This is a genomic window from Bombella pollinis (assembly GCF_026385485.1).
In the GTDB taxonomy this organism is placed as follows: domain Bacteria; phylum Pseudomonadota; class Alphaproteobacteria; order Acetobacterales; family Acetobacteraceae; genus Bombella; species Bombella pollinis.
Genome location: NZ_JANIDX010000001.1, coordinates 155,720 through 178,853, shown reverse-complemented (window position 1 = coordinate 178,853; position 23,134 = coordinate 155,720). Strand labels below are relative to the sequence as shown.

Here is a 23,134-nt window from a genome sequence, read left to right as displayed (position 1 = left end):
AGTGGCTTTCATCAGGGTGAGACAAGCCCCAAAAGGGGCGGGGTTTATGATTTAACGGCGTTATGGTGGTTCATGAATGTTTTAATGGAGCGTGTGGCTTGGCGGAGGCGTTGGTTATTTTCCACCAGCCCGATGCGGACGAATCCATCCCCATGTTCACCAAAGCCTAATCCGGGGGCAACGGCGACTTTTGCTTCCTTCAATAAGAGCTTGGAGAAAGCCACACTGCCCATATGAGCGAAGTGAGGCGGAATGGGTGCCCATGCGAACATCGATCCCTCCGGTGTGGGGACATCCCATCCCGCAGCATGGAGGCCGCGGATAAGAACATCGCGCCTATCTTTATAAAGTAGGCGCATATCTTCCACATAATCTTGCGGGCCATTAAGAGCGGCCGTGGCAGCAACCTGCACAGGGGTAAAAGCCCCATAATCAAGGTAGGATTTAATGCGTGTGAGGGCCTGAATTAAACGCGGGTTGCCCGCTGCAAAGCCAATGCGCCAACCCGCCATGGAGTAGGTCTTGGACATGGAGGTAAACTCCACAGCGATGTCCTTTGCGCCCTCAATAGAGAGGATGGAAGGAGGAGGCTCATCACCAAAATAGATTTCCGAATAAGCGAGGTCGGAGAGGACCCAGATATTCTCCTTCCGCGCGAAGGCGACGATCTCTTTATAAAACTCCTTAGAGGCGAGATAGGCTGTCGGATTGGAGGGGAAATTGATGATGAGGGCCGTTGGCTTGGGGACGGAGTGACGAACAGCACGATGGAGCGCACGCAGCATCGTCTCATCAGGTGAGGCAGGGACAGAGCGGACAGAGGCCCCAGCAATGATGAAGCCGAATTGATGGATGGGGTAAGAGGGGTTAGGCACCAAGATGGTATCGCCGGGGCTAGTGATGGCTGAGGCGAGGTTCGCTAAGCCTTCTTTAGAGCCGATGGTGGCGATAATCTCCGTCTCTGGGTCCAGTTTCACACCAAAGCGGCGGTCATAATAAGCGGCTTGGGCTTTACGTAACCCGGGGATGCCACGGCTGACAGAGTAACCATGCACACGCGGGTTACGCAGTGTCTCGGTTAATTTATCAATAACATGCTGCGGGGGTGGGCTGTCTGGGTTGCCCATGCCGAGATCCACAATATCCTCCCCGGCGGCGCGTGCGGCGGCTTTGGCTTTGTTGACTTCAGCAAAGACATAAGGCGGCAGGCGGCGGATTTTGTGGAATTCTTCAGTCATGACACTCAATCAATCAACAGGCGGGGCAATAGGGCAGGGCCTAAAGCCTCAAAAAACGAACGCCCCATGTTTCATGAGGGCGGGGCGTTCGACAAGGGTTTTTCGCGCAGATGAGGCGATTTTTATTTCACAGGAGTGCGATGACAGCCCGTTAGCGTTGGGCTGTTTGGGTGGGTTTGATGTTTAGCTCGTAAGAGACGCGCACCCCATCGCCGATAGGCTCACCTGTTAGGCGCATATCGTTTGCTGAAACACCCATGAGGGTTAATTGCTGCGCGACTGCTCGGGCGCGTAGGAGGGCGAGGGCAATCTCATTGGCTTGCTCTGTGGGGGAGAGGCCCGCTTGTGCGGTAAGGGTGGTGCCGAAGCCACGGATGACAAGCCGATGATGGCGGCGATGGGCGATAATCTCGTTAAAACGATCGGTTTGATTTTCCACCATATGGTCCGTACCGGATTGAAAACGGATGAGCGTCCCTGCTGGGGTGGTGGTATCAAAATTGGGGATGAGAGAGCGAGCCGCATCCGGCAGTGTGAAGCCGGGGAACAGAATCGGCAGGGGGGGGTGCCCGGGGTCTGGCAGATAGGTGGGCATTGTGTGGGAGATGGGTTGATAGATGAGCGTTGAGCCAGAGCTAGAGATTCGTGCAGGAGGAGGCGCGGGTGTGTCCTCCAATGCGGGGGGCTGGCTTGGGCTGTTTAAGGTTGTTGCCCCGCCATGTTGAGTGCGTGGGGGAAGGGGATTGACCATACCAATTGGTAATGCGCCCCCTGCTGCCCCGACATGCTGGGTAAGATTACGGTCTTGCTCTAGCTTGGTCGTAATCATGGCGCGATTTTCTGGGCTAGGAAACTCTGGAATAGTCGTAGGAGTAAAGGCGATATTAGGGGCAGGTGTGTCATAACCCGGTGTAAGAGGGTGCAGTTTTTTAATTTCGCCGCCCATGAGGTCATGCGAGAGGTCGCGTGTCATTTCCACCGGGCCGCGATGTTGGCAGGCTGTGAGGAGGAAAGGCACAGCCAGAATAGAAACGGCTTTGCTGCTATGGCGCATAATGTGGGAGAAGCGGTTAAAAAAACTGGGTGTCATAGTCCGGGCATATCTATGGGGGCAAAGGGACAGGGCCCAAAAAGCCCTAGAGAAATTACGGGGCAGAATATGTATCTCTGCGGTTTGACGCAATTCCTTATCTGCATCTCTTAATGGGGTGAGGCTGGGATGGGGAGAAATAGAGTCCTAATTTTCCCTTAGGAAATAATAAAAAAGCGACCCAGAAGTGCGTTTTTATGGCTTGGCAGAGAGACAAAGCGGGAGCAGGATAGCGCACATGATGACATATGACGAACGCGATACTTATACCGCACCCTCTCGGTCTGCTCTGTCTACCTCTCCTGTAAGGGGGCCGCTCCGTATGGAGGAGGCTGAAAAACCAGCCGAGGAGGAGAAAAAGGCCGCTCCTGCGCCAGAGGTAGAACGCCATCTCTTTGAGCAACGCAAGGTGCTCATCTTTGGGGAGGTGCATGACCGCATGGCCCGTGAGATTACCGGCCGCCTTCTCGCTCTTGCTGGGGAGTCGGATAAGCCGATTGAGGTTTATGTAAACTCTCCCGGTGGCCATGTAGAGAGCGGTGATACCATCCATGACATGATTCGCTTTGTGGATTCTATCGCCCCTGTGACGATGATTGGTACAGGCTGGGTGGCCTCGGCTGGGGCGTTGATTTTTGCCGCAGGTCGGGCAGAGCGGCGTGTATGTCTTCCTAATACCCGGTTCCTTTTACATCAGCCGATGGGCGGTGTGCGGGGGCCGGCGACCGATATTGATATCGAGGCCCGCGAGATCATCAAAATGCGTGAACGCCTCAACCGGCTTTTCGCGCGGGAAACAGGGCAGCCTTACGAGAAAGTGGCCCGTGATACGGACCGCAATTACTGGATGTCGGCGAAGGAGGCGGTTGAATACGGGCTTGTTAACCGCATCATTTCGTCTGCAGCTGATCTTAAAAAAGGTTGAGCCTTAAAGCAAGGAAAGGAAGCCTATCGATGAGTGACGTGAAGAATCTGGCGGATATTTATTCCCATTTGCCCGATAGCCCCTCCGAAAAAACATTGGAGCAGGTGGATTATGATGCCCGCCATTGGAGCAGCCCGGTAAAAGGGCCGCTAAAGCCGGGTACACCGGAGCATAAAAAGGCAATGGCCGATATGTTCCGTGATACGTTTAATCCCTACAAGCCTTCCGTCATTCCTTGGCCGGAGCTGGACCCGGAGACGATGCAGCGCATCACTTCCTTGCCTATCTGGGATATTGCGGTGCAGACAGAGGGTAAGGCCCGCCTGCGTATGGCTGCCTATGCCGAGATGCTGGATGACCCGGATGTGAAAGATGCTATCGCGCGTAATGCGTGGGAGGAGAATCGCCATAAAGAAGTGCTCGCCCGTATGGTCGAGCATTACGGCATTCCGCTAGCCCCGGAAGACCCGTATATCGAGCCACGCGATACGGAATGGGCTTATCTGGTGACGGGTTTCTCTGAATGCTGGGATAGCTTTTTTGCATTTGGGCTGTTTTCTCTTGCTGAGAAGGCGGGCCTGTTCCCGATGGAGCTGATTGAGACATTCGAGCCAGTGATGCAGGAAGAATGTCGCCATATTCTGCTCTTTGCAAACTGGCTGGCTTATCACCGTGCGGTTATGCCGCTCTGGCGTCGCCCATGGTTTGAGATGCGCGTTGTTGGCGTTCTGTTCTTCTTGCTCTATGAGCGTTTGAGCTTGGTGCGTAGCTTTGATGATAACGGCGTGGAGCATACGCAGGATAACAACTTCACCGTTACAGGTGCAAAGAGCATGACGGACAAGCAGGTCGATTTTGTCGATTTGATGGAGTTGTGCTTGCGTGAGAATGAACGCCGCTTTGCCGGGTACGATTCGCGCCTTGTGCGGCCTCAGATGGCACCATTTGCTGCGCGTGTAGCGTTGGGTGGTGTGAAGCTCTGGCGGCGTTTAACAGGCCATAAAGGGGCCTCACAACAGGCTGCTTAAAGGTTACATTCTGTTAGCCTTCGGGCTGATAGTGTGGTGAACACAGTAGAATCCTGCCTCATAATAAAATGAGGTGGGATTTTTTGTGTTATGTTAGTGTCTTTGTAATGATTTTCCTCGCAAAGTTGGGAATGGTTGCTCGCTTGGAGGCGGGTAGGCTTTAGCAATGCCGAGGTGAATATGGTTTCTATATCAGGTTATGCAGAATTTTTTATCCCTCCAGATAAGAAGGTGATTGTTTCTTCTGCTGATATTGCGTGGAATGATGCGGCTACGTCGAATCGCAGTACAGGGGGTAGTGCGAATCATTCTGGCCAATTTGATATTGCAGGGGTCGGAGAAGCCTCTTTAGAGGTTTACGAATATTCAAAAGGGGTGTGCAGCTATCGCAATGTTACGCTGCCTAATGGCTGCGAATGTGTGAGTATGTTTAATATCGAGGCGTAAAATAATATTAGGGGTGTGGTCCTATGAAGATACCCTCCATAGGACCAAAGGATTTTAGCTTTTACGTTTTGAGGGGGCGTTATCCAAGGGGAGTTCTTCCCCTGTAAGGTCGGTGTCGTCTTCTTGTTCTCCCGTCATCATATCATCAGCGATGAGACCAGCACTCTGGCGGACGCGTTTTTCAATTTCATCGGCCATTTCAGGATGCTCGCGCAGATACTGCTTGGCATTTTCCCGCCCTTGGCCAATGCGCGTACTATCGTATGAGAACCACGCGCCGGATTTCTCCACCACATTCGCTTTAACGCCGAGATCCAGCAATTCACCCATTTTGCTGACCCCCTCACCATACATGATGTCAAACTCGACCTGACGGAAGGGCGGGGCCATTTTGTTCTTCACCACCTTAACGCGTGTCTGGTTCCCCACCACCTCGTCTTTATCTTTGACCGATCCGATACGGCGGATATCCAGCCGAACAGAGGCATAGAACTTCAGCGCATTACCGCCTGTTGTGGTCTCTGGGTTGCCGAACATTACCCCAATCTTCATACGGATTTGGTTGAGGAAGATGATGGTGGTGTTAGAGCGGGAGACGGAGCCGGTAAGTTTACGCAGGGCTTGGCTCATTAGGCGGGCATGGAGGCCGACATGGCTATCGCCCATATCGCCTTCTAACTCAGCCTTGGGGACGAGAGCAGCCACAGAATCCACCACAAGGATGTCAATTGCCCCAGAGCGGACCAGTGTGTCGGCAATCTCCAAAGCTTGCTCGCCTGCATCAGGTTGGCTGAGGAGGAGGTTATCAATATCCACACCCAGCTTGCGGGCATAGATGGGGTCAAGCGCATGCTCGGCATCAATAAACGCAGCCGTGCCGCCTTTTTTCTGCGCTTCAGCAACGGCATGGAGGGCTAAGGTTGTTTTACCGGAGCTTTCAGGCCCGTAAATCTCAATGATGCGCCCCCGTGGTAGCCCCCCAATCCCAAGGCCAATATCCAAGCCGAGCGAACCGGTGGAGATAACATCCACCTGCTCTTTAGGGCGTTGGCCCAACCGCATGATGGAGCCTTTACCAAAGGAGCGTTCAATTTGGCTGAGTGCGCCCTCTAAGGCTTTGCTTTTTTCGGCGTTTTTACCTGCTGACATGAAGAAGACCTCGTTACTATGCGTCTCACACAGGGAGAGCGTGAATTAGATTTAGCGATGTTGTAGGGTTTGTGCGCTTAACCCTTTACCATTCGTAGCGGCATGGCCTGTGCAGCTTGTGTCTGTGCAGGTAATGCTATTAAGCACACCAGAGCCGCTTGTGGTGGTCGCAGCCATGTGGTTTTGGGAGATGTTGCGTAGCCCATCAGCCACGGCTTGGGCAGCGTCATTTTGACCAGAAGCCGCAAGGATAGCCTGCATGTGGGTACGCGACGAACTGATAAAGGCGGCACTAAGGAGCGGTGTGGGGTAATAACGTGGTGCCCCACTGAGGACAACGCCTGTGCTGCCAGCCAGACGCCCCGTACCGAAGAGGTTATTTTCCGTCAGGACACAGCCAACGCTTAGGCCTTGGCCATCGCGCACCACAAAGGAGGTTGAGGCAGGGAGCGGGGGCAAGCCTGTGGCATCACTCTGGCCAGAGGTAATAAAGCTTTGTGCGTCCCGAAGGCTGTTGTGCGAGCCAGAATGCCGCCAGGCATTAACGACATTTTCTGCTGGTAGACCACGGCTGAAGGCCGCCGCACTGCCGATCCCACCATCAGCGGGAGGAGCTAGGAAATTGAGACTATATTGCTCATCAGAGAGAGAGAGGGCTTTGGTCCATCCGGGTATGGCGTGGCGAAGGTCATCACGCGTGAGGGCCGCTCCCGCTTGGTTAGCTTGTGAGACAAATACGTCAGAGAGCGCACCTGTATAGAGGTCACCAACCCCTACAAGTTTGAGGCGGGAGAGGAAGGAGGTCAGGCGTGGTTGGGTGAGCTGGTCTCCCTCGCTCACAGCCGTGCCGGTGGCATCTTTGCTTAAAAGAGCGCGCATGCCTTCATTGGAAAAGAGCGGTGCTTTGACAGCAGCGATATCGTCCGAAAGGAGACGGCTGACAGTAATGCCCTGCTGGCCAAGGGTAATGGCGGGGTCGATCGTCTCGCCAAACTGGACAGAGCCATAACGTAGATGCAGGAGGAACAACCCGCGTGCAACCATCGGGACAGAGGCCGGGCGATCGCCTGTTGGGCCACTGCCATTAACAGGGACAAAGGTGATGCTCTCGGCCGCTTTGCCGGGGCGGACAACAAGACAAGCCCCACCCCCGCCAAGAGAGGCGCGTGAGGGCAGTGTGACGGAGAGCGCAAAGGCCGTGGCTGTTGCAGCATCGGCAGCATTACCCCCTCGGGCGAGGACATCCCGCCCAATCAGCGCGGCTTGGGGTTCATCAGCGACAACAATACCGCTATTAGGTGCGTTTGTTGGGCCAAAGAGGTGATGTTTAAGGCTCTTACCGCTGGAGCATGCACCAAGCGCACCACCTAAAAGGCTGACAGAGGCCAGTAAGGCACAATGGCGGACCCACCGGCGGGTTGGTCTTTTAGACAGGCAGGAGGATGAGGGTGTCTGGCTGTCATGCTGTGGCACGGTGGCGGCTCTCCAGTATTTTGCGGTCACGTTTAAGTAGGTGGTCATTCAGACTGTGGAAAGCTATGGTGGGCTTCCAGATAAGCCATCATAGCGTTAAAGCGGTCGGCAGGGAAAGAGCAAGCTCTTTTCATGGGAATTGTGATGTTTGGATCGTTTTGTGTAAAAGGGACGGCCTGAGGGCCATATTATTGAAGGTATTGGAAGGCATGAGCATGAAGAATTATGTAGCCGCATGTGCATTAGCGTTATGTATTGGCCTACCTGTAGGGGGAGGGGCGTTCTTTCAGCAAGCCCATGCGGCAGAGGGGGATGTTTTTAATCCTCAGCAACGTGCCGCTATTATAGAGATTGTCCGTAATGCCTTAAAGACGGACCCGACTATCCTCTCTGAGGCGATTCAGTCTATCCGCCAACAAGCGACAGCGCAGCAGGATGCCCAAGCAAAAGCGGCTGTACGGACGAATTGGGCGGCTCTTTCCACCGCGCCTTCTTATGCGGTGCGGGGTAATCCACAAGGGCAAGTTACGGTTGTAGAGTTTCTCGACCCTCGTTGTGGCTATTGCCGCCGTATGGCCCCGTTGGTGGACCAATTCCTTACAAAACATCCTGATGTGCGCTTGGTGGAGAAGGTCATCCCTGTATTGGGTGAAGCCAGTATTTTGGAAGCGCGGGCGATTTATGCGGCGGCCTTTCAAGGGCAATATGATGCGATGCGCCGCCGTTTGATGGAAGATAATGCTAAGCCAAGCATGGAGCGTATTCGCGATATTGCGAAGGGTTTAAAGCTAGACCTAGCACGGTTTGAGAAAGATATGGCTAACCCGGCTGTTATGGGCCTTCTTGCTACGAATCTAAACCAAGCTCAAACGGTTGGTGTGCAAGGGACGCCGACCTTCCTATTTGGCCAAGCTGCGATTGCCCCCGGTGCGTTGGATATGGCGCAGATGGAGCAGTTCCTGACCCTCGCGCAGAAGGGTTAAGCGTGCCGATGCCTTGTATGTAAGGTGGTGCGGATAGATGAAACCTACCCTTGTTGAACAGATTGCGGCTTATGGTCCGTCTGACCCCACATCGCCGGGGCGGTGTCCTCTCATTATGGGGATTGTGAATGTCACGCCGGATTCATTCTCCGATGGGGGGCAGTTTTTCACCCCGGAGGCGGCACTCCAGCAAGCGCGTCTATTACGCGCCCAAGGAGCTGATGTTCTGGACCTTGGGGCGGAATCTACAAGGCCGGGTTTTACCCCTGTGGAGGCGGATGAGGAATGGGGACGTCTAGCCTCTGTCATTCCTCCTTTAGTGGATGAGGGGGCGGTATTGTCTATCGATACCACTAAAGCCTCTGTTGCACGCCGGGCGTTAAAGGCTGGGGCGCAGATGATTAATGATGTGTGGGGGTTGCAGGCGGACCCGGCTATGGCCTCTGTCGTGGCGGAAGGCGGGGCGGTTGTTGCAGTGATGCATAACCGACAAGAGGTTACTCCGCAGTTGGATTTATGGGATGAGTGGCAACGTTTTTTTGACCACTCCCTTACATTGGCTGAGCAAGCGGGTATTGCGCGGGAGAAGATTATGCTGGACCCCGGCATTGGCTTTGGCAAAACAGTAGAGCAAAATCTATGGGCAATACGGCATATGCGCGCATTAGGGGCGTATTATGAGCGGCCTATTCTGCTCGGTGTGTCGCGTAAGTCGCTGTTTGGTAAGCTGCTTGGCCGAGAGGTGGAGGCCCGCTTGCCTGCAACATTGGCCACTCATCTTTATGGGGCCGCAGAGGGGGCTTGTATGGTGCGTGTGCATGATGTTCAAGCGCATAAAGATGCCCTTACAATGGCGGCATTGTTGGCTGGGCGCGATGAGGGGGCGGCTTGTGCTATGGTGGGAGAGACAGCGTGATTACTGCTCCTTTATCGCATGTGCGTGTGCATGATCTTTGCCTTTTTGGCCCTCATGGTGTGCATGGGGAGGAGCAACGCCTCGGCCAGCGTTTTTATATCTCAATAGATGTGCAGGCGGATCTTTCTGCTGCGACAAGTGCGGATGATTACGAAAAGGCCGTCTGTTATGGCCAGCTATGCCAGATTGCTGAGGCAGTGTTCCATGATACGACCTATCATTTGATAGAGACATTAGCCGCGCAGATTGGTCATGCTGTGTTGGCGGCTCATGCTGTGGTGGAGCGGGTTTCTGTAACGGTGCGTAAACCGTCTGCCCCTGTACCGCATCCGGTGGAAGATGTCTCTGTGACGGTGGCGCAGCAGCGGGCGCATGATGTGGGTTTTTCTTTAGGGGCGAATTTGGGGGAGCGCGAGGCGGTGTTACGCGCCGCGGTGGAATCGCTCGGCCATTATGAGGGGATGGAGATAGAGGCTGTCTCCTCCTTTTATGATAGTGCCCCGTGGGGGGTGGAGGACCAACCGCCTTTTGTAAATATCGCAGCCCTAGGGCGTACGACCCTGCCCCCGCAAGCGGTATTGCGCTTATGCAAAGAGATTGAGCAGCGTTTAGGCCGCATGCCGGGGCGTCGCTGGGGTGAGCGTGCTGTGGATATTGACCTTCTTTTCTATGGGGAGCGTGTTATCGATCATCCTGCGCTGAGCGTGCCGCACCCTCATCTGTTTGAGCGCGCTTTTGTGTTAGAACCGCTTGTGGAAATCGCACCAAAGCTTGAGATTGCTGGACGTTCCATCGCGGAGGCGTTAGCAGGGATGGAGCGTATAGCCGGGGATGTAACACGGCGATAATGGGGCTATGTGGTGATGGGGAGTGTTGAATGGCGCGTAAGATGATAAAGGCAGTAACAGAGGCAAAACCCACGCCAGAAGGCGCAGCCGGGGCTATCATTCAGCCAGAGGATGCGTTGGAGCGCATTGCCGGTGGCGTGCGGGAGCTTCTACTCGCTATAGGGGAGGACCCTAGCCGTGAGGGGCTACGCGATACGCCAGAGCGTGTAGCCAAGATGTATCTGGAGATTTTCTCCGGCCTGTATGAGGACCCGCGCGACCATCTCAAAAAGCAATTCAGTGCGGATCATCATAGTGGGATGGTGTTGGTGAAGGATATTCGCTTCCATTCTACATGCGAGCATCATCTCTTGCCGGTCATCGGGCGGGCGCATGTGGCGTATCTGCCAGAGGGCGGGCGTTTGACGGGCCTAAGCAAGTTAGCCCGTGTTGTGGAGGGCTATGCACGCCGCCCTCAATTACAGGAACGACTAACGGACCAGATTGTCCAAGCCCTTGTGGAGATATTGGAGCCTAAAGCCGTGCTGGTCATGATAGAGGCAGAGCATATGTGCATGAGCCTCCGTGGTGTGCGTAGCCCCGGTGCTACGACCGTCACGACAGGGTCTTACGGCTTATGGGCTGAAGATGCCCAAGCGCGGCAGGAAGTCATGGGGTTGATGCGCGATTGACGTGGTTGTGCGTGCGGGTTTAATCGCGCGTACTGTCATCAGCCCGGTGCCACCAGCATTGCTCTGCGGGGCGGTCCACTAATGGGAGATAGAGGGTCGGCTCGCCATGCAGGCGCACTGTGTTGGTGGGTGTTTCTTTAATCTCTAAACTTGCAGGGGCAAGTAGCCCGCCTTGGGCGGTGAGGAAGGCTTGCAGTTTGCTCATCAGCAGGGCAGCGAGTAGCTCCGTTGTTGGGTCACCCGGTGTAACGACGATTCGCTCTAGGCGTTGGGGTTCATGTGTTGTGAACCATTGTAAGAGCGGGTCGGATGTGGAAAGCTGAAAGCTATGGTCCATCCGCTCATCAATAAAGCGATGCCAACGGCCTTTGGCCTCTGCAAAGGGCAGCATCATATTATGGTGCCCATCAAGCCTCTGACCCTGCGGGGCGTTAGGGCCGGGGATGAGCGTGACGGTGACATATTCATTATGCCCATGTGGGATGGCACAACGCTCGCTACAGCCAGAGATAAGCCGATGCCCCATGCAGAAACGCCGGGTAAAAACGAGTTCTGTGCGGGTGATGTCGCTCATAACCCCTCCTGATAGTGCCGCCACCCTTCAGCACGCAAGGCGCAGGCGGGGCAATCCCCACAGCCAAAGCCCCATGGATGCTCATGGGAGCGTTCCCCTTTATAGCAAGAATGGCTCTCATGGCGGATGATGTCCACAAGGCTATCCCCGCCAAGCTCGTGGCAGAGTTGCCATGTCTGCGCTTTATTGATCCACATAAGCGGCGTGTGGAGGACAAAGCGTTGCTCCATCCCGAGATTAAGGGCGACTTGCAGGGCTTTGATGGTATCATCGCGGCAATCAGGATAGCCGGAATAATCCGTCTCACACACGCCGGTGACAATATGGCGGAGGCTACGGCGAAAGGCTAAGGCTGCCGCAAAGGTGAGGAAGATGAGATTGCGCCCCGGCACAAAGGTGTTGGGCAGGCCATTCTCCCCCATGCTGATTTCAGCATCACGGGTGAGGGCTGTGTCGGAGAGGGCACCAAGGCTGGCGAGGTCAATCATATGGTCCTCCCCCAGCTTTTTTGCCCAAAGAGGGTTCTGCTTTGTTAGGCCGTGGCGAAGAGTATTGCGGCATTCCAGCTCGATGGCGTGGCGTTGGCCATAGGCAAAGCCGACCGTCTCGACATGCTCAAAATGCTGCAACGCCCATGCGAGGCATGTTGCAGAATCCTGCCCGCCGGAGAACAGGACAAGCGCACGGCGATTCTGCGCGGCTTGATGGCTGGCGGAAAGGGGAGCATTGGGCATAATTAGGCAATCCCGATGAGTTTATGAGTTTGCAGGCTAAGACGCCATTGCGGATGCGCTTGGCAATACTGCACAGCGTGCCTTGTGTTAGCGATGCGCTCTGGCCCATCCATAGGTTGGAGCCAGAAATGTTGGAAGGCTAGCCCCGCGAATTGCTCTGGTGTGAGGCTTGGTTGGGGATAGACGAGTTTAAGCTCATGACCATGGGTTTGTACGAGCGACTGGCCCGGTTTGGGGCTAACGCATATCCAATCAAGCCCCGCAGGGGCGGGGAGTGTTCCATTAGTTTCTACTGCGAGGGTAAAGCCGCGGGCCTTTGTGGCTTTGATGAGGGTATCATCAAGCTGAAGCAAAGGCTCCCCCCCTGTAAAGACGACATAGCGATGCGCTGCGTCATCTGCATGGGCGCGCCAGCATGATTCTAGGGCCTCTGCAAGGGAATCGGCATGTGCAAAACGGCCTCCACCGGGGCCATTCGTGCCGATAAAATCCGTATCGCAGAAGTTGCATTGGGCTTTATGGCGGTCCTCCTCCCGGCCAGACCAGAGGTTACAGCCTGCAAACCGGCAGAAGATAGCCGCACGGCCCGCATGGGCTCCCTCGCCTTGCAATGTAGCGAATAATTCCTTGATGATATAAGCCATGGGCAGAGATGTCGGGCAGCAGCGCGCTGGATGCAAGCGATTTCTCATCGCATGGGGTAAGTTTTTTATTTTTGAGAGGGGGGATGATACAAAAACGCCACCCTTTGAATAAAGAGTGGCGCGAGTGACGGGGCTCGAACCCGCGACCTCCGGCGTGACAGGCCGGCGCTCTAACCAACTGAGCTACACCCGCAGTCTTATAACCTTCTATAAAAAGGTTCATCCCGTGGGATGGCGTCTGTTTAGCGGGATAGCGCAGAGCTGGCAATAGTGAAAAATGATTTTTTCACTTTTTCTGTGCTGGTTTTGTCTCTGGCGTGGTTTTAACAAACACGGCCCCCTCTGCCCCAGCGGAAAGCCAGAGGTGATGATGCATCAGCCAATCCGCCCCGAGGAGCATATCAGCTTGTTCATGCAGGGATGTCACTGTAAGGACCGGGTGAAGCTGGGTTTGTCCCCCCAAGGTAAGGCGGCCAAAACGGTGCCAATGGTAGCGATGCTCCTTATCGCCAATTCCCGCACTGACCCCGCCGGGGTCTTGGGCGAGGTCATCTTTTGTGATGCCGAGTTTATAGACGAACTCTTTGCTGATGATGTGCGAGCGTGCGCCACTATCAATCAAGGCCACACCATGTTGGCCATCTAAGGTAAAGGGGATGAAGAATCGCCCTCTCACCCGCCCTGCGGTGAGCCTCTGGCTCTGATACGGCCAAAAGGGAGGTTGTTGGCAGAGCATAGAATGTGTCTGAATCTCCCAAAGGCTTAATTTATGATGAGGGAGGTCGAGGTCTATATCGTAATGGCCGAGTAAATCCATCCCAATTAACCCCAATACGGGCGGTTGAATCGCCGGGAAGGCGGGTAAGGCCCCTAAAGGCATAATCGGTTGATGGAAGGTCACATGGCCGAGTGTAAGGGAGGCCAGCTCAATAGTGGGGACAACGTGACCACGTCCATCCGCCCCGGAGATGATGGTGGCTTCTTCTGCATTGGGTGTAAGATGTAATTGGCTAATAGCCTCTGGTGTGAGCAAGCTCCCCTCCGAGCCTGTATCAATAATCATGGAGAGGGACCGGCCATGAATCTGTGCTACAGAGGTTAGATAATAGCCTGTCTCTTGCAAGGTGATGGTGGTGAGATGCCTCTGCCGACAAGCAGGCCCCGGCTCGTCTGCATAAGCTGTGGGCAGGATGAGGTTCAAGAGAGTCATCATTATGGTTGGGATTATCACTTTGAGAGCGCGGGGGAAGGTCATCATCAGCCATTTATGTTGGTTAGGGGGATGTATCAGCACGGGGATGGGCTTTTTGCCATACATCCATGAGGTGTTGTTCATCAGCAAGGGTGTAGATTTGCGTGCTAGAGAGGCTGGCATGGCCCAACAGCTCCTGAATCGTGCGAAGGTCGGCCCCATTTTGCAGGAGATGAGAGGCAAAAGCATGGCGTAAGGCATGCGGTGTTGCAGAATCGGGCAGTCCCTCCATCATGCGCCATTGGCGCATGGCCCGTTGTGCGATGGCCGGATTCAGTCGTCCCCCCCGTACCCCACAAAAGAAGGGAGCCTCTGCATGGCGGTAAGGATGTGCTGCTAACCAACGCTCCAAGGCCTGCTTAACAGGTGGTAGAATCGGCACGGCGCGCTCTTTACCGCCCTTACCGATGATGAACAGCATATCATCGCTGAGGCGTTCTACATCCCCGATAGAGAGGGAGAGAGCCTCGCTGATTCGCAAACCTGCACCATAGAGCAAGGTAAAGAGGGCTTCATCACGTGCAGCAAAATGAGGATTAACGGTTTGCTCTGCAATGCCTTCTGGGGCGAGGCGTGCAGCGTCTGGCGTAAGGGGGCGTGGTAAGCGGGTTTTTAACCGTGGGCTACGAAGGAGGGTTAAAGCGGGGTTGGTGAGGTGATGTTCTTTTTCCAAATAACGGTAAAAAGAGCGTAGAGCGGAGATGCGGCGGGCGCGGCTGCGGGCATGGCCATCTTGTGTATGGCGGCTATGGGGATGGCGGCGGGCGTTCTGCTCTGCACGTGTTGTCTCATGGGCCAGCCATGAGCGGAAGTCGGTTAAAGAGAGGCGAGCAAGAGCGTGCAGAGGTAGCTCCCCTCCAAAATGACGGCTGAAGAATCCTAAAGCGAGGGCAACATCATGTTGATAGGCTGTGCAGGTCGCTTTACTGGCGCGTTTTTCGTAGAGGAGCCATTCTTGCCACGCGGTGAGGGCCTCTTGCGCGGTATGTAGCGTCAGCGATGAAGGCGTGTGCGTTGGTAGATGGCTCATGGTATTTCCCCGCCGGAGAGGGTAAGGTGATGTGATATGGCAGAACAACGCCTCTCCCCCCATAGCAGGAGACGGGAAGCCGGTCATCGTCTTTCCGTCCTTGTGCCGCGTCCTTTTGCGGGGCCGTTGGATTATAAGTTCGATACGCCTTTGGCACCGGGCACGGTGGTGCGCGTCCCCTTGGGGCGGCAGGAGATCGTAGGCTGTGTGTGGGAGGCCGAGCCAACACATTTGCCGGTGGACCTTCGCCCGCCACGCTCTAGCCGGCATGTGGCATTTGGCTCTTTACGCGCGATTATTAGCGTGGAGACGCGCATCCCCGCCTTACCAGAGACGTTACGGCATTTTATCGATTGGGTAGCTGCTTATGGGCTGAGTGCGCCGGGTATGGTGCTCGCCATTGCGCTGCGCGTACCTGCCCAAGGGGGAGGGATGAAGCCGATGCTTGGTTGGGCCCGTAAAGCTGGTCCCTTGCCAGAGTCTTTACGGCTTACCCCCGCGCGTAACGCGGTTTTAGCCGCGTTGGAGGCTCATGGCCCGGCCAGTACAGCGGCATTAAGCGCGCAAAGTGGGGCGAGCGCGGCGGTGATTCGCGGCTTAGCACATGCCGGTGTGCTGGAGGAGAGCGTGCTGGAAGGCTCCCCCATGAGTGCCACGCCGCCTGAGCCTGATTACGCCCCGCCCATTTTATCAGCCGAGCAAGCTGAGGCTGCTCATGCTTTGATAGAAGCAGTGGAGGAACGCGCTTTTAATGTGACCTTGCTAGAGGGGGTAACGGGCTCTGGCAAAACGGAAGTGTATTTCGAGGCTGTGGCGGCGGCTCTGCGGCAAGGGCGGCAAGTGCTGGTGTTGGTGCCAGAGATTGCCCTAACAACCCAATGGACGGAGCGTTTTGCCAAGCGTTTCGGCACTATTCCGGCGATTTGGCATTCCGATTTAGGGCAGAAAGCCCGGCGGGAGACATGGCGTGCGGTGGCAGATGGGCAGCAGCGCGTGGTTGTGGGTGCGCGCTCGGCCCTGTTTCTTCCCTTTGCTGCGTTAGGGCTTGTTGTGGTCGATGAGGAGCATGAGAGCACCTATAAGCAGGAGGAAGGGGTGCTGTATCATGGGCGGGATATGGCCATTGTGCGAGCGCGCCTTGCCGGGGCTGCGGCGATTTTGGTTTCAGCAACGCCCTCTATGGAAACATTAGTGAATGTACAGAAGGGCCGCTTCCGTCATGAGGTGCTCGAATCGCGGCACGGGCCAGCCTGTATGCCAGAGATTAGCCTGATTGATATGCGTGACCACGGGCCGGAGCGTGGCTTGTTCCTCTCCCCTTTATTATGTGAAAGCATTGAGGATGGCATGAAGGCGGGGGAGCAAAGCATGTTGTTCCTCAACCGGCGTGGCTATGCCCCGCTGACTTTATGCCGGGCTTGTGGGCATCGCATCCAGTGCCCGCATTGTGCGGCATGGATGGTGGAGCATCGGCGGCGGCGGATTTTAGCGTGCCATCATTGCGACTATACCCAACCTCTAATGAAAGCCTGCCCCGCTTGTGAGGCGGAAGATAGCCTCGTGCCCATTGGCCCGGGGATAGAGCGGATTCATGAGGAGGTACAAGCGCGCTTCCCGGAGGCCCGGTTGCTGGTTATGGCCTCTGATACCTTAACCTCTCCCGCTGCGATGGAGGAGGCAGTCCGCAAAATTGCCCAAAAGGAGGTGGACCTCATCATCGGGACGCAAATTGTCGCGAAGGGCTGGCACTTCCCCGACCTCACCCTTGTAGGGGTTGTGGATGCGGACCTTGGCCTAGGCGGGGGGGATTTACGAGCGGCTGAACGGACGATGCAGCTTCTTCATCAAGTGGCAGGGCGGGCAGGGCGTGGCTCAAAACCCGGCCGTGTGATGCTGCAAAGCTATGTGGGGGATCACCCCGTTATGCAGGCTCTTATAGAGAATGACTTTATCCGTTTTATGGAGCAAGAGGCTGCCCAACGCCGCCCCGGTTTTTGGCCTCCCTATGGGCGGTTAGCAGCTGTGATTGTCAGTGCTCCTAAGGAGACGCACGCCGAGGCCCTTGCTCGCCATCTAGCCCTTAATGGCCCGCATGGGGAGGGGATGGAGATTTTAGGCCCGGCCCCTGCACCTTTAGCGTTGCTACGCGGGCGGTATCGCTTCCGCCTCCTTTTGCGAACACGGCGTGACATCGCCCTCCAACCCGTTTTGCGCCATTGGCTCGCAGGGGTGACTTGCAAGAATGATGCGCGCATTGATGTAGATGTGGACCCGGTATCTTTTATGTAAGGCGGATGGTTAATCCGGTGTGCCGTTTGCGCGTTGCTCTAGCTGTTGGTAGCGTTTTTGCCCATTGGGGAGGAGCGGGGCATGGGTGAGGGCCTCCGTATAAGCATGGAGGGCCTGATGAGGGTGATGGAGATGCTCTTGCGTGCGGGCGAGCAAATCCCAGCTTTGAGCATCACCGGGGTCATGCACAAGGGCGACTTGGAGGTCCTCTACCGTGCCGGTAAGGTCATTGCCGATAAAGCGAATCGCTGCGCGTTGGCGGCGGAGAAAGGCATTATCCGGCTGAAGGGTCAAAGCGGCAGAGAGGGCGCGTTCAGCCTCATCCGTATGGCCTTTTTGGATGGCCTCTTGCGCTTCGCTCAGCAGTAAACGGCCACTATTTTGCACGGTATAGAGGCGTAATGTTTCGGCCTTTTTCATCAAGGCTTGGGCTTTTTGATCGTCTTGCTCTGTGGCGAGAGCCTGTTCGGTTTGGGTGATTTTCTCTTTTAAGCTGAGGCTATGAGCCTTAGGGGGGGCAGAGGCAGCAGACGTGGGATGAGTCGGGGCTGCTGCATAGGCGAGCGGGGTAGCTGTAAGGTAAAAAAAAGCCCCCAGCCAGAAGGCAAGAGGCTTCCCCCTCTCATAAGGGGGCAGAGCATGAAGTACGCAGCACATCAAGCGGTGCGTCCCCATAAATCCGTTACTCAGCCCTGACGAGCCTTCATACGTGGGTTTTGTTTATTGATGACATAAACGCGGCCACGGCGGCGAACAACGCGGCAGTTTTTATCACGAATCTTAGCGGATTTCAGGCTATTACGAATCTTCATAATGTTCAGGCTCCCCGACCAAAAGATGGGCCTTTTCTACCTTGTTGTAAGGTAGTGGCTCTCATAATGCAGGGCTAACACGCCCGCGAAACTTGGCGACCGCATAACCTGTAATGGAGGGGTGAGTCAAGGTGATGTCGTGCAAAAGCCCCATTTCCCCTTCATGTTTTTCGGATTATGGTAGGGGAATGAGCCAGTTTTCTTTCTTCTCGTCCCGCCGGTCCCGCCTTTTAGGGGGGCTTTTGAGCCTTGTTTTTATGAGTTCAATGGGGGTGGCATGGGCTGATGGCTCTGCCCGCACGGATGATGATGACCCCGCAGTGAATGAAAAAGGCGTGGTCGTGAATAACATCCTCGCCGTTTTGCGCGACCATACGCGTGTCGTCAGCACAGTTTGTGTGAATAATCTGCATGAGATGCGAAAGGTGCAAAAGCAGCTTGATGTTGAGGAAACCGCACAACGTAGCTTTGACGTTGGGCTTGTCCGCGATGTTTTGGAATCGGACATGGAGAGCGTGATTAAAAGCTGCGGTAAAGATGCGCGCACAGCTTGCGGGGAGGGCGTGGGGCAGGGTGATTCCCGGCTAGGTAAGATTTGCTCCCAGCTTGCAGAGATGGATATGGATAGCGAGGGGGATGACCTCCAATAAGGCTCTCCCCCGCTTTAATGGAGGGGTTATGCGTTAGCGCGTTGGAGGCTCCATAGTGCGAAGGCTTGCACGAGGGCGACTTCCTTCAAACGTGCAAACCGCCCGGAGGAACCGCCATGGCCTGCCTCCATATTGATATGACAGAGGAAAGGCCCGCCCTTGGCTTCCTCTCGCAAACGGGCAATCCATTTTGCTGGCTCCCAATAGGTGACGCGTGGGTCAGATAAACCCCCCATCGCCAGAATCGCCGGATAGGGGACGGGCCGGATGTTATCGTAAGGGGAATAGCTGGCGATGAGATCGTAAGCCTCTGGGTCGGTGAGAGGATTACCCCATTCTGGCCATTCCGGCGGGGTGAGGGGGAGGGAGATGTCCGACATTGTGTTGAGCATATCCACAAAGGGCACTTGGGCCGCAATCCCGGCAAAAAGCTCTGGGGCCATATTGGCAATCGCCCCCATAAGCAGCCCCCCAGCAGAGCCCCCATGGGCGACAATGCGGCGTGGTGCGGTATAGCCTTCATCAATCAAATAATGAGCAGAGCTGATGAAGTCGGTAAAGCTGTTGGTCTTTTTGGTGGCTCGCCCGTCTAGGAACCACCCCCATCCTTTCTCACTGCCACCACGCACATGGGCTATAGCGTAAATGACTCCACGATCCACCAAGCTTAGCGCAGTGGTGGAGAAGCTGGCCTCCATAGAGATACCATAAGAGCCATAGCCATAGAGCAACATGGGGTTCTTCCCATTTAGCTCCGTGCCTTTTTTCATCAAGAGGGTGATGGGGACCAATGCGCCATCTTGTGCTTTAGCAAAAAGGCGGCGTGTCTCATAAGCGGCAGGGTCATGCCCGGAGGGGACCTCCCGCACTTTGCGGAGGGTCTTTTGCCCCGTCTGCATATCGTAATCATACCAATGGGCCGGTGTGGTGGGGGATTGGTAAATATAACGCAGAATGGGCACGTCATATTCCAACACCCCGAGGAGGCTGAGCGTATAGGCTGGCTCATCCATGCTGATACGGCGTGCATGGGTGCGAATCGCCCCTTTATCAGCATCCTTATGGTCAAGGATGAAGATTTCCGTATTGCCATTGCGCCGTTCTATCCAAGCGAGATGCTCGCGCCCTGTACTAACACCGAGGAGGAAATGGCCTTCCTCATAAGGGAGGAAGTTCCGCCAATGGCTCCGGTCTGGCGTGGCTTCTGGTGCGGTCATGAGCTTGAAATCAACCGCTCCCCCTGCATTGGTGAGGATGATAAAACGGTCATTCCAATGGGTGAGGCTATAGCGTTCTCCCCGCACGAGGGGGGCGGCTAATTTTGGAGGGGCTGTTGGCTCTGCTGCGGGGATGAGGAGGGTCTCATTCGTATCATGGTCCCCGCGCTCGATGATAATCCATGCGCGGGAGGCACTCACCCCAATGCTGAGGAAGAAACCGGGGTCGGTCTCATCAAAGATGAGCGTGTCATCCCCCCCACGCAGGGGGCGGCGATAAATACGGGAGGGGCGGCCATTATCATCGCGGTAAATCCAAAAGAGATATTGGCTATCCGGCGAAAGGGTGAAGCTGCCGGTACAGCTCTCCACCGCCGGGGCGCAGAGTGTCCCTGTGGAGAGGTCTTTGACCTGAATGCGATAGACCTCTGAGCCTTGCACATCCTCAGCATAGACGTAATAGCGGTGGTCTTCGGTATGGGCAGCTTGGGCGAGGCTGTAGAAGCTATGTTGAGCGGCAAGCTTGTTGACATCAAGTAGAATCTCTTCCGGCCCATCGGCCTCGTTAGTGCCAGCTTTGCGGGGGCGGCGGATATGGAGGGGATATTGGGCGTCTTTCTCAAAACGTAAGCTATATAGCCACGGGCCAGAGGGGAGCGGGACGGATTCTTCAGCAGGAGGAATCCGGCCGACCATCTCTTTAAAGAGGGCCTCTTGTAAGGGGACGGTCTCGGCCAGCATGGCCTTTGTATAGGCGTTTTCGTGCTCTAAATGGGTGCGGATATCATCGCGTAGAATGGAAGGGTCTCTTAAGACCTTCTGCCAGTTTTCATCTTTCATCCACGCGTAGGAATCCGTGCGGGTGCGGCCAAGCTGTTCCAGCACGATGGGGTTGCGCCGGGCGATGGGGGCCTTGGGCGTGGCGGTGGGAGCGGGGGTATGTGTATGTGCAGTCATGAGGCAGATGTGGCTGTTTGGGTGGGGGGATTCAAGATGGGATGGTCATAGAGGATGCGCCGTAACTCTGCGCTGCGCTCTGGCTGAGGTGGCAGTGCATGTCCCCCAATCGCGGCAATCGGGGTGAGGTTAAGGGCCGTGGCCAGCCATGCCCCTTGTAGAAGGGGAATGTCATTGTTGCTCAAAAGTTGCTCTTCACATATCCCAGCGGCGAGCAATCGTGCGCGCGTAATACCAGGGAGAATGCCGGTGGAGAGGGGGGGTGTTACTAATCGTCCGTCTATCAAAGCTAGGAAGCTTGCCGCAGTGGCTTCGGTAATGGAGCCTTCATGGGTGAGCCAAAGCGCATCATCTGCCCCATGGTCTTGGGCTTCTAAACGGGCGAGGATGGCCGGTAATGCATTGAGTGATTTCACCCGATTCAACATAGAGTGAGGGTCCCGCCGCTGCGTGCTGATATGCAGGCGGATAGGCTGGGGTGGGTGTTGCAGTGGTGGGGCGGTTGTGATGAGCAAGGTCGGGTTTGGGTGAGCTGGTGGGGCTAAGCCCCGCGGGCCGGGGCCGCGTGTGAGCGTCAAGCGCACAGAGCCATGAGTGAGGTGGTTGGCCTCTATAAGTTGGTGGAGTGCCCTCTCAATAAGAGTGCGCTGAGGTGTGGGGATGTGCAATAGGTGGCAGCCTTCTTCTAGCCGGGTGAGGTGAGCCTCTAGTAAAGGCACGCGGTGATTATAAAGCTGCATGGTCTCAAAGAGCCCATCACCGAGGAGGTAGCCTCTGTCTTGGGCCATAATGGCCGGTTGGTCCGCTGGGTGGAGCGTGTCATTCAGCCAGAGATAAGGGGGGATGACCTTATGAGCCATAATGGCGAAGCACCTTTAAAAGAGGCGCGGCTTTGAGGCACATTTCCTCATATTCGCGCTCTGGGTGGGAGGGATATGTGATGCCCCCACCAGCCCCGATGGCAAGGGTCTTGGCTGTTACGCTGATACTGCGGATGATAACGGCACTATCAAGCGTGCCATCCCATCCGAGGCGGAAAAGCGTCCCACAATAGGCCCCGCGTGCGGAGGTCTCGACCTCATCAATAATCTCCATAGCCCGATATTTTGGGGCCCCGGTGACGGAGCCGGGCGGTATTGTGGCGGCGAGGAGGTCCGCTGCATCTAACCCCGGTCTGAGCCGCCCTTGCACGCTAGAGACAAGATGATGCACATGGGCAAATGCCTCGACTGCAAAAAGCTGCGGCACGGTGACGCTGCCAAGCTGGCAGACTTGCCCAATATCATGGCGCATCAGGTCGGTAATCATGAGGTTTTCCGCCCGCTCTTTCTCATCATGGCGGAGAGCCTCTTTGAAAGCGTCATTCTGTTGTGGGTCTGGGCTGATGGGGCAGGTGCCTTTAATGGGCCGTGTCTCAATCATGCCCTCGGCATCAAGGGCGATAAACCGCTCAACTGAGGCACTGAGCAGCGTAAAATCCGGTGTATGAAACCACGCCCCAAAGGGGGCAGGGCACTGGGTGCGGAGTTGCTCATATAAAAGTGGGAGGTCCAACCCTGCGGGGCGGTCAGCATGCCAGCGCATAGTGAGGTTCGCTTGGAAGATATCGCCGGCTGCGATGTAACGCCGCATAGTTTGTACAGCCTCTTGCCAGTGTGAGGCATTTTGCGTGGCATGAGGGGTGAGATGTGGCGTTAGGGCGGGTTTATGCGTTGGGGTGGGCATAGCGGGGGGAGGGAGCCCCTCCGCGCTGACCCACCATAATTTTTGTGCGCGCCGGTCAAAGAGGAAGAAATCCCGGCAGGCAAGGGCTGTTAAGGCGGGGCATTCTGTTTGATGGCGGGAGGTTAGACCTGCATAGCGCATACCCGCCTCATAGCTGAGCATACCAATCACCCCACCCAGAAAGGGCAGAGCGTCATCCATAGGCTCTAACGGTGTAGCGGGGGCATGAGTGGTGAGGAACTGGCGTAATGTTTGGGGAAACTGGTGTATCTCTGCCAAAGGCAGGGTGAGATGAGCCACCGGGCGGGGGCAAAGCAAGCTCCAACGATGGCGGTCTTGTGTGGCAGGGCCGCCACTATCGAGAAAAACGGAATGTTCTGTCGTGCGGCAGAGGGGGAAAAATGCCGCAGGCGGCTGCCATGGGAGGGGTGTGATAAAGGGGGCAGCAGGGTGGCTCATAAGGGTAAAAAGAGCGCGATAAA

The 23,134-nt window shown here is 55.7% G+C and carries 23 protein-coding genes and 1 tRNA gene; 9 read left to right on the top strand and 15 right to left on the bottom strand.

The annotated features are described in order from the left end of the window. Positions 1 to 44: 44 nt before the first annotated feature. On the bottom strand, positions 45 to 1,238 hold the full coding sequence (locus NQF89_RS00900) for an LL-diaminopimelate aminotransferase (protein WP_155572613.1): 1,194 nt from the start codon (positions 1,236 to 1,238) through the stop codon (positions 45 to 47). A 151-nt stretch (positions 1,239 to 1,389) separates the two neighbouring features. After that, positions 1,390 to 2,328 (bottom strand): OmpA family protein, encoded by a 939-nt coding sequence (locus NQF89_RS00895; protein WP_266137288.1) that lies wholly within the window; start codon positions 2,326 to 2,328, stop codon positions 1,390 to 1,392. Between the two features lie 322 nt (positions 2,329 to 2,650). Between NQF89_RS00895 and NQF89_RS00890 the strand changes: the two genes are divergently transcribed. The 3 genes from NQF89_RS00890 (at position 2,651) to NQF89_RS00880 (ending at position 4,728) form a co-directional block, all read left to right on the top strand. Further along, complete coding sequence (locus NQF89_RS00890) at positions 2,651 to 3,253, top strand: ATP-dependent Clp protease proteolytic subunit (RefSeq protein WP_155573432.1); 603 nt, start codon at positions 2,651 to 2,653, stop codon at positions 3,251 to 3,253. Between the two features lie 38 nt (positions 3,254 to 3,291). After that, positions 3,292 to 4,281 (top strand): ferritin-like domain-containing protein, encoded by a 990-nt coding sequence (locus tag NQF89_RS00885; protein WP_266137374.1) that lies wholly within the window; start codon positions 3,292 to 3,294, stop codon positions 4,279 to 4,281. 180 nt (positions 4,282 to 4,461) lie between these two features. Continuing rightward, the gene (locus tag NQF89_RS00880; RefSeq protein WP_155572616.1) at positions 4,462 to 4,728 is read left to right on the top strand and encodes a hypothetical protein; all 267 of its coding nucleotides are present in this window, start codon (positions 4,462 to 4,464) and stop codon (positions 4,726 to 4,728) included. Between the two features lie 54 nt (positions 4,729 to 4,782). Here NQF89_RS00880 and recA read toward each other — a convergent pair whose 3' ends face one another. Together recA and NQF89_RS00870 are read right to left on the bottom strand one after the other, a co-directional pair. Continuing rightward, complete coding sequence (recA, locus tag NQF89_RS00875; protein WP_155572617.1) at positions 4,783 to 5,877, bottom strand: recombinase RecA; 1,095 nt, start codon at positions 5,875 to 5,877, stop codon at positions 4,783 to 4,785. 51 nt (positions 5,878 to 5,928) lie between these two features. After that, positions 5,929 to 7,350, bottom strand: a complete 1,422-nt coding sequence (locus NQF89_RS00870; protein ID WP_266137287.1) for a gamma-glutamyltransferase — start codon at positions 7,348 to 7,350, stop codon at positions 5,929 to 5,931. 209 nt (positions 7,351 to 7,559) lie between these two features. Between NQF89_RS00870 and NQF89_RS00865 the strand changes: the two genes are divergently transcribed. The 4 genes from NQF89_RS00865 to folE are packed head-to-tail and all read left to right on the top strand — an operon-like array spanning position 7,560 to position 10,768. Further along, positions 7,560 to 8,333, top strand: coding sequence for a DsbA family protein (locus NQF89_RS00865; protein WP_266137286.1), 774 nt, complete (start codon positions 7,560 to 7,562; stop codon positions 8,331 to 8,333). Between the two features lie 37 nt (positions 8,334 to 8,370). Continuing rightward, positions 8,371 to 9,249 carry a dihydropteroate synthase gene (gene folP, locus NQF89_RS00860; protein ID WP_266137285.1) on the top strand — a complete coding sequence of 293 codons (879 nt, stop codon included), beginning with the start codon at positions 8,371 to 8,373 and terminating at the stop codon, positions 9,247 to 9,249. Beyond that, entirely contained in the window at positions 9,246 to 10,097 is an 852-nt protein-coding gene (gene folK / locus NQF89_RS00855) for a 2-amino-4-hydroxy-6-hydroxymethyldihydropteridine diphosphokinase (RefSeq protein ID WP_266137284.1), read from the top strand. The genes folP and folK overlap by 4 nt, the downstream gene beginning before the upstream one ends. Positions 10,098 to 10,126: 29 nt before the next feature. Beyond that, the gene (gene folE, locus NQF89_RS00850; RefSeq protein WP_266137283.1) at positions 10,127 to 10,768 is read left to right on the top strand and encodes a GTP cyclohydrolase I FolE; all 642 of its coding nucleotides are present in this window, start codon (positions 10,127 to 10,129) and stop codon (positions 10,766 to 10,768) included. Between the two features lie 19 nt (positions 10,769 to 10,787). Here folE and NQF89_RS00845 read toward each other — a convergent pair whose 3' ends face one another. The 6 genes from NQF89_RS00845 to NQF89_RS00820 form a co-directional block, all read right to left on the bottom strand. Further along, positions 10,788 to 11,342 (bottom strand): 6-pyruvoyl trahydropterin synthase family protein, encoded by a 555-nt coding sequence (locus NQF89_RS00845; protein WP_266137282.1) that lies wholly within the window; start codon positions 11,340 to 11,342, stop codon positions 10,788 to 10,790. Beyond that, complete coding sequence (gene queC / locus NQF89_RS00840) at positions 11,339 to 12,076, bottom strand: 7-cyano-7-deazaguanine synthase QueC (RefSeq protein ID WP_155578935.1); 738 nt, start codon at positions 12,074 to 12,076, stop codon at positions 11,339 to 11,341. The genes NQF89_RS00845 and queC overlap by 4 nt, the downstream gene beginning before the upstream one ends. Before the next feature lie 2 nt (positions 12,077 to 12,078). Further along, positions 12,079 to 12,720: a 7-carboxy-7-deazaguanine synthase gene (gene queE, locus NQF89_RS00835; protein WP_266137281.1), complete on the bottom strand. Its 642-nt coding sequence runs from the start codon at positions 12,718 to 12,720 to the stop codon at positions 12,079 to 12,081. Between the two features lie 116 nt (positions 12,721 to 12,836). Continuing rightward, positions 12,837 to 12,913 (bottom strand) — tRNA-Asp (locus tag NQF89_RS00830). Between the two features lie 93 nt (positions 12,914 to 13,006). After that, positions 13,007 to 14,095 carry a retroviral-like aspartic protease family protein gene (locus NQF89_RS00825; RefSeq protein ID WP_266137280.1) on the bottom strand — a complete coding sequence of 363 codons (1,089 nt, stop codon included), beginning with the start codon at positions 14,093 to 14,095 and terminating at the stop codon, positions 13,007 to 13,009. Continuing rightward, positions 13,995 to 15,002: a tyrosine recombinase XerC gene (locus tag NQF89_RS00820; RefSeq protein WP_266137279.1), complete on the bottom strand. Its 1,008-nt coding sequence runs from the start codon at positions 15,000 to 15,002 to the stop codon at positions 13,995 to 13,997. Before NQF89_RS00820 ends, NQF89_RS00825 begins: the two co-directional genes overlap by 101 nt. A gap of 36 nt (positions 15,003 to 15,038) precedes the next feature. On the opposite strand from NQF89_RS00820, the gene NQF89_RS00815 reads away from it, so the two are divergent. Further along, positions 15,039 to 17,291, top strand: a complete 2,253-nt coding sequence (locus tag NQF89_RS00815; RefSeq protein WP_266137278.1) for a primosomal protein N' — start codon at positions 15,039 to 15,041, stop codon at positions 17,289 to 17,291. A 9-nt stretch (positions 17,292 to 17,300) separates the two neighbouring features. Here the strand turns inward: NQF89_RS00815 and NQF89_RS00810 are convergent, their stop codons facing one another. Both NQF89_RS00810 and ykgO read right to left on the bottom strand, forming a co-directional pair. Continuing rightward, positions 17,301 to 17,951, bottom strand: coding sequence for a tetratricopeptide repeat protein (locus NQF89_RS00810; RefSeq protein ID WP_155572629.1), 651 nt, complete (start codon positions 17,949 to 17,951; stop codon positions 17,301 to 17,303). Positions 17,952 to 17,977: 26 nt separating this feature from the next. Beyond that, positions 17,978 to 18,103 (bottom strand): type B 50S ribosomal protein L36, encoded by a 126-nt coding sequence (gene ykgO / locus NQF89_RS00805; RefSeq protein WP_099026480.1) that lies wholly within the window; start codon positions 18,101 to 18,103, stop codon positions 17,978 to 17,980. Positions 18,104 to 18,291: 188 nt separating this feature from the next. Between ykgO and NQF89_RS00800 the strand changes: the two genes are divergently transcribed. Beyond that, the gene (locus tag NQF89_RS00800; RefSeq protein WP_266137277.1) at positions 18,292 to 18,753 is read left to right on the top strand and encodes a hypothetical protein; all 462 of its coding nucleotides are present in this window, start codon (positions 18,292 to 18,294) and stop codon (positions 18,751 to 18,753) included. Positions 18,754 to 18,779: 26 nt separating this feature from the next. Here the strand turns inward: NQF89_RS00800 and NQF89_RS00795 are convergent, their stop codons facing one another. The 3 genes from NQF89_RS00795 to NQF89_RS00785 are packed head-to-tail and all read right to left on the bottom strand — an operon-like array spanning position 18,780 to position 23,111. Further along, positions 18,780 to 20,927: a S9 family peptidase gene (locus NQF89_RS00795; protein ID WP_266137276.1), complete on the bottom strand. Its 2,148-nt coding sequence runs from the start codon at positions 20,925 to 20,927 to the stop codon at positions 18,780 to 18,782. Continuing rightward, positions 20,924 to 21,787, bottom strand: coding sequence for an aminotransferase class IV (locus NQF89_RS00790; protein WP_266137275.1), 864 nt, complete (start codon positions 21,785 to 21,787; stop codon positions 20,924 to 20,926). Before NQF89_RS00790 ends, NQF89_RS00795 begins: the two co-directional genes overlap by 4 nt. Continuing rightward, the gene (locus tag NQF89_RS00785) at positions 21,777 to 23,111 is read right to left on the bottom strand and encodes an anthranilate synthase component I family protein (RefSeq protein WP_266137274.1); all 1,335 of its coding nucleotides are present in this window, start codon (positions 23,109 to 23,111) and stop codon (positions 21,777 to 21,779) included. Before NQF89_RS00785 ends, NQF89_RS00790 begins: the two co-directional genes overlap by 11 nt. Positions 23,112 to 23,134 lie beyond the last annotated feature (23 nt).